Source organism: Pseudomonas sp. GM79, assembly GCF_000282495.1.
Lineage (GTDB): Bacteria > Pseudomonadota > Gammaproteobacteria > Pseudomonadales > Pseudomonadaceae > Aquipseudomonas.
In genome coordinates, this window is record NZ_AKJE01000037.1 from 47,409 (window position 1) to 62,420 (window position 15,012).

At 58.2% G+C, this 15,012-nt stretch carries 18 protein-coding genes; 6 read left to right on the plus strand and 12 right to left on the minus strand.

Annotation, left to right across the window (positions count from 1 at the left end; all coding sequences use genetic code 11):
• The first annotated feature begins 15 nt into the window (after positions 1-15).
• Positions 16-834, plus strand: a complete 819-nt coding sequence (gene suhB, locus PMI36_RS17955; RefSeq protein WP_008070994.1) for a type III secretion system regulator SuhB — start codon at positions 16-18, stop codon at positions 832-834.
• A gap of 298 nt (positions 835-1,132) precedes the next feature.
• On the opposite strand, the gene rplS is transcribed toward suhB, so the two are convergent.
• From rplS to ffh, 5 genes are all read right to left on the minus strand, one after another.
• The gene (gene rplS / locus PMI36_RS17950) at positions 1,133-1,483 is read right to left on the minus strand and encodes a 50S ribosomal protein L19 (protein ID WP_003175895.1); all 351 of its coding nucleotides are present in this window, start codon (positions 1,481-1,483) and stop codon (positions 1,133-1,135) included.
• A gap of 45 nt (positions 1,484-1,528) precedes the next feature.
• On the minus strand, positions 1,529-2,302 hold the full coding sequence (trmD, locus tag PMI36_RS17945; protein ID WP_177319486.1) for a tRNA (guanosine(37)-N1)-methyltransferase TrmD: 774 nt from the start codon (positions 2,300-2,302) through the stop codon (positions 1,529-1,531).
• Positions 2,284-2,820, minus strand: a complete 537-nt coding sequence (rimM, locus tag PMI36_RS17940) for a ribosome maturation factor RimM (protein WP_008071003.1) — start codon at positions 2,818-2,820, stop codon at positions 2,284-2,286. The genes trmD and rimM overlap by 19 nt, the downstream gene beginning before the upstream one ends.
• A 5-nt stretch (positions 2,821-2,825) precedes the next feature.
• Positions 2,826-3,077, minus strand: a complete 252-nt coding sequence (rpsP, locus tag PMI36_RS17935) for a 30S ribosomal protein S16 (protein ID WP_003198088.1) — start codon at positions 3,075-3,077, stop codon at positions 2,826-2,828.
• A 248-nt stretch (positions 3,078-3,325) separates the two neighbouring features.
• Complete coding sequence (gene ffh, locus PMI36_RS17930) at positions 3,326-4,702, minus strand: signal recognition particle protein (RefSeq protein WP_008071004.1); 1,377 nt, start codon at positions 4,700-4,702, stop codon at positions 3,326-3,328.
• A gap of 210 nt (positions 4,703-4,912) precedes the next feature.
• On the opposite strand from ffh, the gene PMI36_RS17925 reads away from it, so the two are divergent.
• The 3 genes from PMI36_RS17925 to PMI36_RS17915 all read left to right on the plus strand — a co-directional run bounded on the left by PMI36_RS17925 (position 4,913) and on the right by PMI36_RS17915 (position 8,642).
• Entirely contained in the window at positions 4,913-5,725 is an 813-nt protein-coding gene (locus PMI36_RS17925) for a cytochrome C assembly family protein (protein ID WP_032830310.1), read from the plus strand.
• A 12-nt stretch (positions 5,726-5,737) separates the two neighbouring features.
• Positions 5,738-6,982: a transporter associated domain-containing protein gene (locus PMI36_RS17920; protein WP_008071006.1), complete on the plus strand. Its 1,245-nt coding sequence runs from the start codon at positions 5,738-5,740 to the stop codon at positions 6,980-6,982.
• Positions 6,983-7,325: 343 nt separating this feature from the next.
• The gene (locus PMI36_RS17915; RefSeq protein WP_008071008.1) at positions 7,326-8,642 is read left to right on the plus strand and encodes an MFS transporter; all 1,317 of its coding nucleotides are present in this window, start codon (positions 7,326-7,328) and stop codon (positions 8,640-8,642) included.
• A gap of 110 nt (positions 8,643-8,752) precedes the next feature.
• Here the strand turns inward: PMI36_RS17915 and purT are convergent, their stop codons facing one another.
• The 5 genes from purT to PMI36_RS17890 form a co-directional block, all read right to left on the minus strand.
• Complete coding sequence (gene purT / locus PMI36_RS17910) at positions 8,753-9,934, minus strand: formate-dependent phosphoribosylglycinamide formyltransferase (protein WP_008071010.1); 1,182 nt, start codon at positions 9,932-9,934, stop codon at positions 8,753-8,755.
• Positions 9,935-10,033: 99 nt separating this feature from the next.
• Positions 10,034-10,501 carry a VUT family protein gene (locus PMI36_RS17905; RefSeq protein ID WP_008071011.1) on the minus strand — a complete coding sequence of 156 codons (468 nt, stop codon included), beginning with the start codon at positions 10,499-10,501 and terminating at the stop codon, positions 10,034-10,036.
• A gap of 135 nt (positions 10,502-10,636) precedes the next feature.
• Positions 10,637-10,852 carry a DUF1289 domain-containing protein gene (locus PMI36_RS17900; RefSeq protein ID WP_008071012.1) on the minus strand — a complete coding sequence of 72 codons (216 nt, stop codon included), beginning with the start codon at positions 10,850-10,852 and terminating at the stop codon, positions 10,637-10,639.
• Positions 10,849-11,373: a gamma carbonic anhydrase family protein gene (locus PMI36_RS17895; protein ID WP_003221962.1), complete on the minus strand. Its 525-nt coding sequence runs from the start codon at positions 11,371-11,373 to the stop codon at positions 10,849-10,851. Before PMI36_RS17895 ends, PMI36_RS17900 begins: the two co-directional genes overlap by 4 nt.
• A 56-nt stretch (positions 11,374-11,429) precedes the next feature.
• Entirely contained in the window at positions 11,430-12,029 is a 600-nt protein-coding gene (locus tag PMI36_RS17890; RefSeq protein WP_007897550.1) for a CoA pyrophosphatase, read from the minus strand.
• Positions 12,030-12,175: 146 nt separating this feature from the next.
• On the opposite strand from PMI36_RS17890, the gene PMI36_RS17885 reads away from it, so the two are divergent.
• Both PMI36_RS17885 and PMI36_RS17880 read left to right on the plus strand, forming a co-directional pair.
• Positions 12,176-12,727 carry an NUDIX hydrolase gene (locus tag PMI36_RS17885; RefSeq protein WP_008071014.1) on the plus strand — a complete coding sequence of 184 codons (552 nt, stop codon included), beginning with the start codon at positions 12,176-12,178 and terminating at the stop codon, positions 12,725-12,727.
• A 65-nt stretch (positions 12,728-12,792) separates the two neighbouring features.
• On the plus strand, positions 12,793-13,296 hold the full coding sequence (locus PMI36_RS17880) for a L,D-transpeptidase family protein (protein WP_008071017.1): 504 nt from the start codon (positions 12,793-12,795) through the stop codon (positions 13,294-13,296).
• A gap of 202 nt (positions 13,297-13,498) precedes the next feature.
• Here the strand turns inward: PMI36_RS17880 and PMI36_RS17875 are convergent, their stop codons facing one another.
• A complete protein-coding gene (locus tag PMI36_RS17875) occupies positions 13,499-13,912 on the minus strand; it encodes a DUF6124 family protein (RefSeq protein WP_008071019.1) in 414 nt (137 codons plus the stop codon).
• A gap of 387 nt (positions 13,913-14,299) precedes the next feature.
• Positions 14,300-14,752: a hypothetical protein gene (locus PMI36_RS17870; protein ID WP_008071021.1), complete on the minus strand. Its 453-nt coding sequence runs from the start codon at positions 14,750-14,752 to the stop codon at positions 14,300-14,302.
• Between the last annotated feature and the right edge of the window lie 260 nt (positions 14,753-15,012).

A 15,012-nucleotide genomic window follows, 5' to 3' on the forward strand; every position in this document is an offset into this window, starting at 1 on the left:
TTAGGTGACACATCCATGCAGCCCATGCTGAATATCGCGCTGCGCGCCGCCCGCAGCGCCAGTGAATTGATTTTCCGCTCCATCGAGCGCCTGGATACCATCAAGGTCGACGAAAAAGACGCCAAGGATTACGTATCCGAGGTGGATCGCGCCGCCGAACAGAAAATCATCGATGCACTGCGCAAGGCTTACCCTAATCACTCGATCATGGGTGAAGAAACCGGCATGCACGCCGGTAGCGGCATCGAAGGCGAAGAGTACCTGTGGATCATCGATCCGCTGGACGGCACCACCAACTTCCTGCGCGGCATTCCTCACTTCGCTGTCAGCATTGCCTGCAAATACCGTGGTCGCCTGGAGCACGCTGTTGTTCTGGATCCGGTTCGCCAGGAAGAATTCACCGCCAGCCGTGGTCGCGGCGCCCAACTGAACGGTCGCCGTCTGCGCGTCAGCGGTCGCACCAGCCTGGACGGCGCCCTGCTGGGTACCGGCTTCCCGTTCCGCGACGACCAGATGGACAACCTCGACAACTACCTGGGCATGTTCCGCGCCCTGGTTGGCCAGACCGCCGGCATCCGCCGCGCCGGCTCGGCGAGCCTGGACCTGGCCTATGTGGCCGCCGGCCGTTTCGATGCGTTCTGGGAGTCGGGCCTGTCCGAGTGGGACATGGCTGCAGGCGCCCTGCTGATCCAGGAAGCCGGCGGCTTGGTGAGCGACTTCACCGGCGGTCACGACTTCCTTGAGAAAGGCCACATCGTCGCCGGCAACACCAAGTGCTTCAAGGCAGTACTGACGGCGATCCAGCCGCACCTGCCAGCTTCGCTGAAGCGCTAAGCGCCCACGCTCAAAAAGCCGCAGCACTTCAAGCAAACGCCCCGACTTGTTCGGGGCGTTTTCTTTTGCGCGGAAAAAGTCTTCCCCCCTTAACGCCACGACCCGTGCGGGAGCGGGCTTGCTCGCGAAGACAACGCACCAGACAACATCAATGTCGACTGACACACCCTCTTCGCGGGCAAGCCTCGCTCCTACAGGTTCCGCACCATAACGAAAAATGCCCCGTATCTTTCGATACGAGGCATTTTCTTGAAGAGCCAGCCTGAACAGGCTGGCTCTTGCGCATCGGAAGCTGGACTTAAGCCAGTTTTTCCTTGATGCGAGCTGCTTTACCGGACAGGTCACGCAGGTAGTACAGCTTGGCTTTACGTACGTCACCGCGACGCTTAACGGCCATGCTGTCGATTTGCGGGCTGTAGGTCTGGAAAGTACGCTCTACGCCAACACCGTTGGAGATTTTACGAACGGTGAAAGCACTGTTTACGCCGCGGTTACGCTTGGCGATAACTACGCCTTCGAACGCTTGCAGACGCGAACGATCGCCTTCCTTCACTTTCACCTGAACGACAATGGTGTCGCCCGGGGCAAAGGTAGGGATCTCTTTGGTCATCTGCTCTGCTTCGAGTGCAAGGATGATTTTGTTAGTCATGCTGTGCTCCTAAGGTAAATCGTCGGATTTACCATCGATACGTTGTTAACTATCGTCCCGCTCGCGGATGTATTCCTCGAGCAGCTTCTTCTCTTCTCCAGAAAGCGAGCGGCTTTCCAGAAGATCGGCGCGTCGTTCAAAGGTCCTACCAAGGGACTGCTGTAAACGCCAACGCCGGATGTGCGCGTGATTGCCACTTAGCAATACGTCGGGAACACGCTGATCCGCATACACCTCCGGTCGGGTGTAGTGCGGGCAATCCAGCAAACCATCCGTAAAGGAATCTTCCTCGGCGGAGTCCGCATGCCCTAAAGCTCCAGGCAGCAGTCGTGTAACCGCATCGATCAGGACCATCGCCGGCAGCTCACCGCCAGACAGTACATAGTCGCCAATCGACCACTCTTCATCGACATGAGCATCTATAAAACGCTCGTCAATGCCTTCATAGCGGCCGGCAATCAGGATCAATGCATCCAGATTCGCCAACTCGCGTACCGCCGACTGAGTCAGTTGACGGCCTTGGGGGGACAGGTAAATTACCTTCGCCACCTCCCCGACTGCTGCCTTGGCCTGAACCAGAGCATCTTCCAGGGGCTTGATCTTCATCACCATGCCCGGACCACCGCCAAATGGGCGATCATCCACAGTGTGATGTCGATCCGTCGTGTAGTCTCGCGGATTCCAACAGGTAAGCTGCAACAGCCCCTGTTTCACCGCCCGACTGGTGATGCCGTACTCGCTGATGGCGGAGAACATCTCGGGAAACAAACTGATCACTTCTACGCGCAGGTTAGCCACGTTTAGAAGTCCGCATCCCATTCCACCTTCATCTCGCCTGCGGCAAGGTCGACAGCCAACACGCATTGCTCCGTATAGGGCAACAGGCGTTCGCGATCATCCAGGCTGCCAGCGCAAGGCTTGACCACCATTACATCATTGGCGCCGGTTTCCAGAAGATGATCGATTTTCCCGAGCAATTGCCCGAGGTGATCAATAACCTTCAGACCTTCCAGCTGGTACCAGTAGTACTCGCCGTCGGTCAATTCAGGGAACAGGTTGCGCGGCACACAGATCTCATAACCAGCCAGAAGACGTGCTTCTTCACGATCATCAAGACCCTTGAGCTTTGCGACCAGGAACTTGTCGCTCCCACGTCCGCTGACCAGCTCGACCTGCTTCACATTGCCTTCGCGCTTGAGCGTCCAGGTTTTGTACTGCAACAGGTTTTCAGTCGGATCAGTAAAGGAATACACCTTCACTTCGCCGCGAACGCCATGAACAGAATAAATTTTGCCAATAACGATCAAATCATCGGCAACAGCTGGCGTCGCGTTCATATTGCTCAGGCCGCAGCCTTAGCAGATTCCTTCAACAACTGAGCAACGCGCTCAGAAGGTTGTGCACCAACGCTCAGCCAGTAGGCTACGCGCTCTTGGTTCACGGACAGACGAACTTCTTGACCACGAGCAACAGGGTTGAAGAAACCAACCTGTTCCTTGTGCGAACCGTCACGCGGGTTGCGGCTGTCGGTTACGGTCAAGTGGTAAAACGGGCGCTTTTTGGAGCCGCCAAGGGCAAGACGGATTGTTAGCATTGAAGATCGTTCCTGTAGTCGGTGCTGCAAATCTAAAGGCACAGCGGGCATAGGTGCCCGAAAGGCCGCATATTCTAAGGAATATCCGGACTTTTGCAAATGTCTTTTTCCGGCGGCCTATCGGTCGCCATCCAGATTTGCTATAGAGCCGTCGTTGAAAACGGCCAGTCAGCTCCCGCCAAGTGCGGGTTTGCTGGAGATCCCACTTCCATGTGGGCAGCGCCGACATGACTGCCGGCGCGAATCTTTTACATTTTCGGCATGCCGCCGCCGGGCAACATACCGCCCATGCCGCGCATCATTTTGGCCATTCCGCCTTTCGCGGAGAACTTCTTCATCATCTTCTGCATCTGCTTGTGCTGCTTGATCAAGCGGCCGATGTCCTGCACCTGAGTACCGGAACCCATGGCGATCCGGCGCTTGCGCGAACCGCTGATCAGCTCAGGGTCGCGGCGCTCGGCCGGGGTCATGGAGTTGATGATGGCTTCCATCTGCTTGAACTGTTTCTCTGCCGCGCCCTGGGCGTTGCCCATTTGCGCCAGATTCACGCCGCCCATGTTCGGCAGTTTGTCCATGAGGCCGCCGAGGCCGCCCATGTTTTTCATCTGTTGCAGCTGATCGCGGAAGTCTTCGAGGTCGAAGCCCTTGCCCTTCTTCAGCTTCTTGGCCAGTTTATCGGCCTTGTCTTTGTCGAGGGTCTGTTCGGCCTGCTCGATCAGGCTGAGCACGTCACCCATGCCGAGGATGCGCGACGCAATACGCTCAGGATGGAACGGTTCGAGCGCTTCGCTCTTCTCGCCCATACCGATGAACTTGATCGGCTTGCCGGTGATGGCTCGTACCGACAACGCGGCACCGCCACGGGCATCGCCGTCGACTTTGGTCAGGATCACACCGGTCAGCGGCAGCGCATCGCCGAAAGCCTTGGCCGTGTTGGCGGCGTCCTGGCCAGTCATGGCATCGACCACGAACAGGGTTTCAACCGGGTTGATCGCGGCATGCAGCGCCTTGATCTCGCCCATCATCTCTTCGTCGATGTGCAGACGACCGGCGGTATCGACGATAACCACGTCAATGAATTTCAGTTTTGCTTCTTTAATAGCAGCTTGCGCGATGTCGACCGGCTTCTGGCTCAGGTCGGACGGGAAGAAGGTAACGCCAACTTCACCCGCGAGCATTTCAAGCTGCTTGATCGCCGCCGGACGGTAAACGTCCGCGGACACAACCATGACCGACTTCTTCTTGCGCTCTTTAAGGAAGCGCGCCAGTTTGCCGGCGGTGGTGGTTTTACCCGCACCCTGCAGACCGGCCATCAACACGACGGCAGGAGGAACGGCGCTCAGGTTCAGGTCTTCGTTGGCCGCGCCCATCAGGCTTTCGAGTTCGGCCTGGACGATTTTCACGAAGGCCTGGCCCGGCGTCAGGCTGCGTGACACCTCGGTGCCGACAGCGCGTTCCTTGACCGAATTGACGAAGTCTTTGACCACCGGCAAGGCGACGTCGGCTTCGAGCAGCGCCATGCGCACTTCGCGCAGGGTGTCTTTGATGTTGTCTTCGGTCAGTTTGGCTTTGCCGGTGACATGGCGCAGCGTCTGCGAGAGACGGTCGGTTAAGTTTTCAAACATTGCGCGATCCTTTCAGGCCCTGTGTAGACCGGGATAATGGCGGCCCAGACCGGAATAAACATGTGCTCGGCGAGCCTGCGGCGTGGGCAGGTCGCGGATTATAGCGAAGACTGCGTCTGGCGGACACCTCGCCGTCAGGTTGCATGGTCTTTCGTGCTATGGGGGTTCTATGCCAAACTCAGCGCCTTTCGGGCTTGCCTAACAGGATTTATGCTCCCCTTGTCACCCAGTTTGCTTACCACCCTCGCCGCCGCCTGCTTATATGCCGCTGCGACCCTCTATCAAGGCACTCGTCTGGCCACCGGCGCCAAGGCGAACAAGCGCCTGCTGGTCACGCTCGGTGTGCTGGCCGTGCTGGCTCACAGCGTCAGCCTGATCACCTATCTGCTGACACCGATCGGCCTGGCCCTGGACTTTTTCAGCGCCGCCAGCCTGATTGCCGCAGCGGTCATCGCCCTGACCCTGCTGGCCTGCTCGCGGATTCCGGTGGAAAACCTGCTGCTATTGCTGTTCCCGCTGGGCGCCGCCACCGTGGTACTGGCACAGTTCGCCCCCGCCGGTACGGTGCAGATCATTGACGAAGCACCAGGCATTCTCGCCCACATCCTCTTGTCGATCCTCGCTTACGGCATGTTCACCATTGCCGTGTTCCAGTCTTTGCTGCTGCTGGTTCAGGACCATCAGCTCAAACACAAGCATCCATCCGGGCTGATCAAGAACTTCCCGCCGCTGCAAACCATGGAAAGCCTGCTGTTTGGTTTCCTCTGGGCCGGCTGGAGCCTGCTTTCGTTGTCGCTGATCTCCGGCTGGCTGTTCGTCGAGAACCTGTTCGCCCAGCACCTGGTGCATAAAACCCTGTTGGCGTGCCTGGCCTGGATCGTGTTCAGCGTGCTGCTTTGGGGGCGTAACCGCCTCGGCTGGCGCGGACACAAAGCCATCCGCTGGACCCTTGCCGGTTTTTGCCTGCTGATGCTGGCGTACTTCGGCAGCAAGCTGGTCCGCGAATACATTCTGCATATCTGACGGGCGGCATTAATGGACGACTTGCCCATAGGGCCGATGCTCGCGGTGCTGGCCCTGCTGATTTTATGGTCGGGGCTGTTTACCGCCATCGAAATTGCACAACAGCAGCTGCTGGCCCAGCGCACGGCCTCGCGTTCGAGCGACAAACCCGTGGCGAAGCTGAGCTTCCCGCTCAACAGCCTGATCCTCTGCAACACACTGTGCCGCGCGCTGGTAGTGGTCATCAGCACCTTGCTGGCGATTTTCACCTGGGCACAAAACGGTCCATGGATTGCCTGCCTCGGTGCCAGCGCGGTGCTGCTGGTGTTCGCCGACTATCTGCCACGCACCCTTGCCATGCGCTATCCAGATGCTGTCCTGAGCCTGGGCAACACACTGCTCGGCATACCGTTGAAAATCGTCTACCCGGCTGCCTGGCTACTCAATGCCATCAGCCAACTGCTGATGCGACCATTCGCCCGCAAAATCAATGTGGTGCAGCAAAGCGAAGACGAGGTACCGGCAGATCGGCACGACGATCACGAACACGCCGCCACTCGCCCGCATTCGCTGTCAGGTATCCACGCGCTGGATAACATCACGGTCAACGATATTCTGGTACCGCGCAGTGAGGTCGACGGAATCAATCTGGACGATTCCCTCGAAGAAATCATCGAGCAACTGCGCCATAACAGACGCACCCGCCTGCCGGTATTCCACAGCGACATCAATCAGGTCGAAGCGGTGCTCAACACCCGACAGATCCGTCATTTACTACCGGATTCAAGCCTGACCCGGGAAGCGCTGCTGGCCGCCAGTCACGAACCGTACTTCGTACCGGAAAGCACCCCGCTGCAGCTGCAATTGCTGAACTTCCACAAGCAGCAGCGGCGTTTGGGCATGGTGGTCGACGAGTACGGCGAAGTGCTGGGCATCGTGACCCTGGAAGACATTCTCGAAGAAATCGTCGGTGAGTTCGAAAGCCAACACAGCCTGGATAATCCGCACATCCATCCGCAGGCCGATGGGCGCCTGGTCATCGAGGGTGCGGCATCGATTCGTGAATTGAACAAGAGCCTTGGCTGGCATCTGCCCAGTGATGGTCCGAAAACCCTCAACGGGTTGGTGACCGAGGCGCTGGAAACGATTCCGGACAGTGCGGTTTGCCTGAAGATCGGGCGTTATCGGCTGGAGATTCTGGAGACGGAAGACAATCGCGTCACGCGCGTGTTGATTTGGCATACCAGTTCGACGCCTGCGATTGCCTCTAGCCGTTAGATAGTTAAAAGATCGCAGCCTCGCTTCGCTCGACAGCTCCTACAGTTTGGAATGCGTTCCTTTGTAGGAGCTGTCGAGCGAAGCGAGGCTGCGATCTTTTTCAATATCCATGCCCTTGTTAGATCGTTAGCCGCCTTCCTATAATCAAGCCGCTTACCCGAGCCCCCGCCGAACCACGTGCTTACCCCGCGCGCAGCAGGTTCCGGCCAGATCATCGACAATATCCGCACCACTGCGACGACTGTTCCTACCTTGAACAGCGACCGTATCTCAACCCACATCCCTGGGTATTCGACCATAATAATTCGCTCCACTGGGGCACATGACTGTCAGGGATTACCGCATGACGACCAGCACAACGTTCAGCGACACCGCACCTGTCCAACCGACCAACTCCGCCACCCGAGTAGCCACCGCGAGTTTCATCGGCACGGCCATCGAGTTCTACGACTTCTACGTCTACGCCACTGCGGCAGCGCTGGTGATCGGGCCGGTGTTCTTTCCGCAGACCTCCGGCACCGCCCAGATGCTGTCGGCGTTCCTCACCTTCGGTATCGCCTTCCTTGCGCGGCCACTGGGTTCGGCGCTATTCGGCCACTTCGGTGACCGCATCGGGCGTAAATCGACACTGGTCGCCTCCCTGCTGCTGATGGGCGTGTGCACCACGTTGATCGGCGTGCTGCCGGGTTACGACAGCATTGGCGCCTGGGCGCCGATCCTGCTTTGCGTGCTGCGCTTCGGCCAGGGCCTGGGGCTGGGCGGTGAATGGGGCGGCGCCGCATTGCTGGCCACTGAGAACGCGCCCAAAGGCAAGCGCGCCTGGTACGGCATGTTCCCGCAACTCGGCCCATCGATCGGGTTTCTGGCGGCCAACGGCCTGTTCCTGACCCTGGCCATGAGCCTGAACGACGAGCAGTTCCGTTCGTGGGGCTGGCGAATTCCGTTCCTGCTCAGTGCCGCGCTGGTGATGGTGGGCCTGTATGTGCGCCTCAAGCTCCACGAAACCCCGGTATTCGCCAATGCCATGGCTCGTCAGGAACGGGTGAAGATCCCGCTGGTCGAGCTGTTCAGCCAATACTGGGCGCCGATGCTGCTGGGTGCCGGGGCGATGGTGGTGTGTTACGCGCTGTTCTATATCTCGACGGTGTTTTCGCTGAGCTATGGTGTTTCTACGCTCGGCTACACCCGCGAAACCTTCCTCGCCCTGCTGTGTTTCGCCGTGCTGTTCATGGCGGCCGCGACACCGCTATCGGCTTGGGCGAGTGATCGTTTCGGGCGCAAACCGGTGCTGATCATCGGCGGCGTGCTGGCGATTCTGTCCGGATTCCTCATGGAACCGCTGCTGACCCAAGGCTCGACCCGGGGTGTGGCGCTGTTCCTGTGCATTGAACTGTTTCTGATGGGCGTGACGTTTGCGCCGATGGGTGCACTGCTGCCGGAGCTGTTTCCGACCCGCGTGCGCTATACCGGCGCGTCGGCGGCCTACAATCTGGGCGGCATTGTCGGAGCCTCAGCGGCGCCGTTCTTTGCGCAGAAACTGGTGGCGATGGGCGGTTTGAGTTATGTCGGCGGGTATGTGTCGGGGGCGGCGGTGCTGAGCTTGATCGCGGTGCTGTGCCTGAAGGAGACGCGGCATAACGATTTGAATCGGGTTGCCTGAAGAAAAAGCAAAAGCAAAAGCTTCGCGAGCAAGCCCGCTCCCACATTGGATTTTGAGTGCACACAAAATCCAATGTGGGAGCGGGCTTGCTCGCGAATGCCGCGCCTCGGTTACAGCTCTACAACAACAGCTTGAGAAGCACGGGTCGCTTTAGCCCGTGCAGCCTCGATCGACTCATCACGCGCCAACGCCACACCCATCCGACGCTGGCCATTGACCTCAGGCTTGCCGAACAGACGCAACGCGGTATCCGGCTCGCTCAACGCAGCGCCCAAATTGGCGAATGCGGTTTGAGTCGACTGCCCTTCCACCAGAATCACCGCCGAAGCCGAAGGCCCGAACTGACGAATCAATGGAATCGGCAGGCCCAGGATCGCCCGTGCGTGCAGCGCGAACTGCGACAGGTCCTGGGAAATCAGGGTCACCAGACCGGTGTCATGCGGGCGCGGCGAGACTTCGCTGAACCAGACCTGATCACCTTTGATGAACAACTCGACGCCAAACAGACCACGGCCACCCAAGGCTTCGGTCACCGCTTTGGCAACGCGCTCGGATTCAGCCAGAGCAACCGGGCTCATGGCTTGTGGCTGCCAGGATTCCTGATAGTCGCCCTTCTCCTGACGGTGACCAACCGGCGCACAGAACGTGGTGCCGCCAACGTGACGCACGGTCAGCAGGGTGATTTCGTAGTCGAAATCGATGAAGCCTTCGATGATCACGCGACCTTTACCGGCGCGGCCACCTTCTTGAGCGTAATCCCATGCCTTGCGCACATCATCAACGCTGCGCAGCAGGCTCTGGCCTTTGCCCGAGGAACTCATGACCGGTTTGACCACGCATGGGAAACCCAGATCGTCGACAGCCTTGCTGTAGTCCTCGAAGGTGTCGGCGAAGTAGTACGGCGACGTTGGCAGGCCCAGCTCTTCAGCGGCCAGGCGACGGATGCCTTCGCGGTTCATGGTCAGCTGCGCGGCGCGAGCGGTCGGAACCACGGTGAAGCCTTCGGACTCCAGCTCCACCAGGGTCGCGGTGGCGATGGCTTCGATTTCCGGCACGATGAAGTCCGGCTTTTCGGCTTCGATCACTGCACGCAAGGCGGCACCGTCGAGCATGTTGATCACATGGCTGCGATGGGCGACTTGCATGGCCGGCGCATTGGCGTAGCGATCCACAGCAATCACTTCAACGCCCAGGCGTTGCAGCTCGATCACCACTTCCTTGCCCAACTCACCACAGCCACACAGCAATACGCGGGTCGCGGTTGGCGACAATGGAGTTCCGATACGGGTCATCTCAGGTCCTCAAGAAGCGGATCATCGAGGGATGCGGTGCCTGGCACGCTTCCCATGGGGAGAAAGCGCGGCATTTTACATGAACCTGAGGGTTTGGCTTCAGCTGACGACGGCCTGATTACGCAAGCGCCAGGCCATGATCAGCCACACGACTGTCACACCTGCGAACTTCGAACCCATGGCGGTGAGGATCACGGCCGGAGTGAACGCATCGATCATACCGAAGAAGATGAAGGTGTCGAGGGGAATGCTCAGGGCCGAACTTATCCACAGGCGATCATGCAATGGTCGCTTGGTGATGCTGAACACCAGCCAGTCGATGCACTCGGACACCGCGAATGCGATCGCGCTGGCCAGTGCGATAGACGGGGCAGAAGTGACATAGGACAGCACCAACGCCACCAGCATCGCCGCAATCGCGCCATGGCCAAAGCGGGTTTGCACCATGTCCCGCAACACGAATACCAAACCGCCCCAGGCTGACCAGATGATGTCCAGGTGCGGGGCGGTGGAAAAGGCGTAATTGATCAGCACGACGCTGCTGATGTAGGCGATCAGGAAGAGCATGGGGGCGGGAGTACCTGTCGATTTTGGTGCACAGAGTACCGTAGGAGCTGACGAGTGCAACGAGGCTGCGATCTTTTGACGTTGTTTTTTAGAGGCCGGATCAAAAGATCGCAGCCTCGTTGCACTCGGCAGCTCCTACAGGTCTGGTGTTTTGCCCAACATCCAGATCAACCCACTCGACTTCGCCCGCTCATGACACAACCCCAACACCTTGCGCCGCTCTGCGTTGTCCATCCGGCTCCAGCGGGTGATTTCTTCCACCGTGCGCTGACATCCGGTGCAAATGTCATCCTCATCCAGCGCACAAATGTTCACGCATGGCGATGGAACAGGTCGCTCAGTGGTGCTCATTCTTCCTGCTCGACCAGATCGCGGGCGTAGCGCTGCGAGTTGTGCACATAGTGAGCGGCGCTGGCTTCGAGCATCTTCTTTTGCGGCTCGGTCAACTCGCGCACGACCTTGCCCGGTGACCCCATGACCAGCGAACCGTCCGGAATTTCCTTGCCCTCACCGATCAGCGAGTTGGCGCCAATGATGCAGTTCTTGCCGATTTTCGCGCCGTTGAGAATCACCGCATTAATACCGATCAGGCTGTAATCGCCCACCGTACAGCCGTGAAGCATCGCGTTGTGGCCGATGGTCACGCCGGTGCCAATGGTCAGCGGGTAGCCCATGTCGGTGTGCATTACTGTGCCGTCCTGCACGTTGCTGTTCTTGCCGATCAGGATCAGTTCGTTGTCGCCACGCAACACGGCGTTGAACCAGACGTTGGCGCCCTCTTCCAGTTTGACCTTGCCCACCAGCACGGCATTGGGGGCGACCCAACTCTGCGGATGGGTGTCGACGCGGGCGTCGCCCAGGCGGTATTTCATCTTATTGTCCTCAAAGGCTCAGGCAGCCGCAGACTCATGCCATGCGAACGATGGCTTCAGGTGTTGATAAAACTCTTGGGTGGTTGATGCAGGCTGATTTTCGCGTCATAGAGCAGGTTGATCAACTCGACAATCATGATCGCCGTCAGCCCCCAGATCTTGTACTCGCCATAACGGTAGCTCGGCACGTACCAACTGTGGCCCTGATAGTCGATGCGGTGAGTGTGCTCTCGCGGGTCTTTGCGGAAGAACTCCAGCGGCACACTGAACACCGCGGCGATCTCGGCATCATTGGCCTGGTATTCGACGAAATCCGGAATCACGCCGACATAGGGCGTGACCTTGATGCCGTGCAGGGAGATCAATGGGCTCAGTGGGCCGATCACTTCAACCAGCCCCGGCGGCAGGCCGATTTCTTCTTCGGCTTCGCGCAGGGCGGTAAAAATCAGGTCAGGGTCTTCGGGGTCGCGTCGACCGCCGGGAAAGGCAACTTCGCCGCCATGGGTCGAAAGCCCGCTGGCGCGAAGGGTTAGCACCAGTTCCGGTTCGTCACTGCGCGTGATGGGCACCAATACCGCGGCTTCGGGGAAACGTCGGTCGGTTTCCAGCGTACGCGGCGTGTGATTGCTTACCCGGTGCAGTAGCTCGTCCAGCATGAGTCTTCTCGATCTGTGCCTTACCCTGCATCATGCACCAATCGCATCGGCCGCCCAAGCCCCGAACAGCCTCATGTCGCGAAACGACAACTTGCCGACCGACACCGCTGCACGCCAAGATAGGCGCAGCATTCAGGAACCCAAGCATGAAATTTTGCAGCCAGTGCGGCAACCCGGTAACCCAGCGCATTCCCGAAGGCGATTCGCGCCTGCGTTTTGTCTGCGACAGCTGTCATACCATCCATTACCAAAACCCCAATATCGTCGCCGGTTGCGTGCCGGTCTGGGGTTCGAAGGTGTTGCTGTGCCGTCGCGCCATCGAGCCACGGCGCGGTTACTGGACCCTGCCCGCCGGGTTCATGGAAAACGGTGAGACCATCGAGCAGGCCGCCATTCGCGAGACCGCCGAAGAAGCTTGTGCCCGCGTGCGTAACCTGAGTATCTATACGCTGATCGACGTGCCACACATCAGCCAGGTGCATGTGTTCTTTCGCGCCGAGTTGGTGGACCTGGATTTTTCCGCGGGGCCCGAGAGCCTGGAAGTGCAACTGTTCGAAGAAGCCGACATCCCTTGGGGCGAACTGGCTTTCCGCACGGTGGGCCGTACCTTAGAATGCTTCTTCGCTGACCGGCGGACCGAGGTCTACCCCGTGCGGTCCGAATCGATCCCGCCGCTCGTCCAGCCTGCCATCATTTAAAGCTGCTACACATAAAAGCACCTATAAAATAAATAGTCGCGACACCTCTTAGGGATATCGTTTCAATGCGCTGGTTGCTTGCTGTTTTTTGCTTATCGTTCGTCACTGTCACTCAGGCTTCCTCCACGGAAACGCTGGATGGCAAAGTCATCGAAAAAGTTCTGGTTCTCAAATCAGCCCATCAATTGCAATTGATCAATGATGGCAAGCCGATCAAGACCTATCGCATTTCCTTGGGCAAACGCCCCAAGGGGCCGAAGCTGATGGAGGGCGACAAGCGCACCCCCGAAGGCTTTTATTGGGTGGACTGGCGCAAGATCAGCGACCGTTTCAACCTGGCGATGCACATCTCCTACCCCAATATCAGCGACGCCGCCCGTGCCCGGCGCGAAGGCGTCGAGCCTGGCGGCATGATCATGATCCACGGCACCCCGGACACCGAAGACAACCCCGAAGACCTGTTCCATACGCTGGACTGGACCGATGGCTGCATCGCCATGCGCAACATGGACATGCGCGAGGTTTGGGGTTTGGTGCCGGATGGCACGATGATTGAGATTCGCCCTTAACGGCAACCTTCAAGGCTGGCGAGGAGCTTTTGTGGCGAGGGGGTTGCCTGTGGTGATCTGCCCCCAAAATCAGGATTGGTATCCAACTTTTTGGTACAGATCAAAGTGTGGGAGCGGGTTTGCCCGCGAAGAGGCCCGCACAACCAATGAAAATCTCAAAGCCCGCTGACCGTCACAGGTCCAGCGGGCTTTTTTCATTGTGCTACCCCTGCGGATCCAGATGATCCAGCACACGGTTCACCGACAACTCCGCCAACGAAATCATCTGCTGAATGCCCAAGGCCAGATTGCACGCCGGTCCAGTGAGGTCGTACGCCAACTCACTGGCCATGACATTCGCCGAAGCCAGGGTTTCACAGGCATGGGCCAGCAGGGTTTCGGAATCTACGTTGGGCGCGACGACGAAAATCGTACTTGGACGCTGGTCGGCTTTGGCCTTCTTCCGGGAAGGTGGCGCGAGATAGTGATCGAGTGCACGGATTGCGGCGTCGTGGAGTTTTTTGGAATTGAGGCAGGCGTAGGGGGAAACGGATTCGTTTTCCATGTTTGTTTCTAAATCTGTTTCTACGTCTGTTTCTACGTCTGTTTCTGGAGGATTTGGGCTGTCTTTGATCATTGTGAAACTCCTAACAAAAAGTTGGAGCTACCAGCATCACTTGCAGATGATGGGTGGCAGCTGTGCGCGGGTCTGCAAGACCGAGTTGTTAGGCCCTCGGCAGACCCGAAGGTCTCCCGCACACAGCCACCATAAATCGATGACCATTGATTTAAGCGCCACGATTATAGGTGCGCTTAAAGGTGTCTAACAAACTATCGGCGGGCTTGCAGTCCCGGTCACTGAATTGGCAGCGACATCCAAAGGTTAGAGAGTCCACTTCCGACGGACAACCTGAAAAACTTGTGGGAAGGTTCTGATGTTTTTCCTGACAAATAAACACCATCACTTATCCAGGCGGACAGCAAAAACCCGACCTAGGCCGGGTTCTTGTAATACAGCTTAAGCTCAGGAAAACGTTGCGCGCTGCTCAGCTTCGTAGTGCCGAGTCTGGAAAGGCATGAGGGATTGCGCCTTCAAGCCAAGGCCTTCATTCAGCCCCCAAGCAATGGCGAGTTCATCACGGTGCCGACGAAGCGGTACGGTTGCTTGTGGTATCACTTCATGCTTGGAAGTCGAGTGTGCAAATAGCTCAATAGCGTTAAGGGTTTCCGACACGCGGCTATCAGACACGCAGGCAAAGCGAGTGAATCGTTCGAGCAGATAGCCTGCACGTCGAACTTCCACCTCATCAGAGTGGCAGTTCAGGAACGCTGTCACCTCACTCTCAAGATTCAATTTCGAGTACCAAACAGCTTTGGCCGCGCTCACAAGCGCCGCGTCATCTGCTTGATTTAGAGGACGTTTGACCAATGTGTCCAAGGCGGATGAGAGGACGTGGCCGTTAGCGGGCTTCGTCATTTGTATTCTCCAAGTAGTCTTGCAATATATGGGTAAGAACGGATTTTGGAGATTAGAGAGGCCACTTCCGACGCACAACCTGAAAGACTTGTGGGAAGGTTCTGATATTTTTAACAATCAATAAACATCGTTGCCTGTAAGGCCGCCATCGCGAGCAGGCTCGCTCCCACAGTGGGTCGGCGTATGTCTGCGAGAAATTGGTCGGCTGTCAGGCCGCCTTCGCGGGCAAGCCTCGCTCCTACAGGATGGGGCTTGGTCGC

What these genes read in the sequence shown, in the direction of transcription:
- PMI36_RS17900 (WP_008071012.1), bottom strand. Translation starts at nt 10,852, where the DNA reads ATGAGCACCACTGAGCGACCTGTTCCATCGCCATGCGTGAACATTTGT.
- PMI36_RS17905 (WP_008071011.1), bottom strand. Translation starts at nt 10,501, where the DNA reads ATGCTCTTCCTGATCGCCTACATCAGCAGCGTCGTGCTGATCAATTAC.
- PMI36_RS17875 (WP_008071019.1), bottom strand. Translation starts at nt 13,912, where the DNA reads ATGATCAAAGACAGCCCAAATCCTCCAGAAACAGACGTAGAAACAGAC.
- suhB (WP_008070994.1), top strand. Translation starts at nt 16, where the DNA reads ATGCAGCCCATGCTGAATATCGCGCTGCGCGCCGCCCGCAGCGCCAGT.
- PMI36_RS17870 (WP_008071021.1), bottom strand. Translation starts at nt 14,752, where the DNA reads ATGACGAAGCCCGCTAACGGCCACGTCCTCTCATCCGCCTTGGACACA.
- rimM (WP_008071003.1), bottom strand. Translation starts at nt 2,820, where the DNA reads ATGAACGCGACGCCAGCTGTTGCCGATGATTTGATCGTTATTGGCAAA.
- ffh (WP_008071004.1), bottom strand. Translation starts at nt 4,702, where the DNA reads ATGTTTGAAAACTTAACCGACCGTCTCTCGCAGACGCTGCGCCATGTC.
- PMI36_RS17885 (WP_008071014.1), top strand. Translation starts at nt 12,176, where the DNA reads ATGAAATTTTGCAGCCAGTGCGGCAACCCGGTAACCCAGCGCATTCCC.
- PMI36_RS17915 (WP_008071008.1), top strand. Translation starts at nt 7,326, where the DNA reads ATGACGACCAGCACAACGTTCAGCGACACCGCACCTGTCCAACCGACC.
- PMI36_RS17890 (WP_007897550.1), bottom strand. Translation starts at nt 12,029, where the DNA reads ATGCTGGACGAGCTACTGCACCGGGTAAGCAATCACACGCCGCGTACG.
- rpsP (WP_003198088.1), bottom strand. Translation starts at nt 3,077, where the DNA reads ATGCTAACAATCCGTCTTGCCCTTGGCGGCTCCAAAAAGCGCCCGTTT.
- purT (WP_008071010.1), bottom strand. Translation starts at nt 9,934, where the DNA reads ATGACCCGTATCGGAACTCCATTGTCGCCAACCGCGACCCGCGTATTG.
- PMI36_RS17880 (WP_008071017.1), top strand. Translation starts at nt 12,793, where the DNA reads ATGCGCTGGTTGCTTGCTGTTTTTTGCTTATCGTTCGTCACTGTCACT.
- PMI36_RS17895 (WP_003221962.1), bottom strand. Translation starts at nt 11,373, where the DNA reads ATGAAATACCGCCTGGGCGACGCCCGCGTCGACACCCATCCGCAGAGT.
- PMI36_RS17925 (WP_032830310.1), top strand. Translation starts at nt 4,913, where the DNA reads ATGCTCCCCTTGTCACCCAGTTTGCTTACCACCCTCGCCGCCGCCTGC.
- PMI36_RS17920 (WP_008071006.1), top strand. Translation starts at nt 5,738, where the DNA reads ATGGACGACTTGCCCATAGGGCCGATGCTCGCGGTGCTGGCCCTGCTG.
- rplS (WP_003175895.1), bottom strand. Translation starts at nt 1,483, where the DNA reads ATGACTAACAAAATCATCCTTGCACTCGAAGCAGAGCAGATGACCAAA.
- trmD (WP_177319486.1), bottom strand. Translation starts at nt 2,302, where the DNA reads ATGGGATGCGGACTTCTAAACGTGGCTAACCTGCGCGTAGAAGTGATC.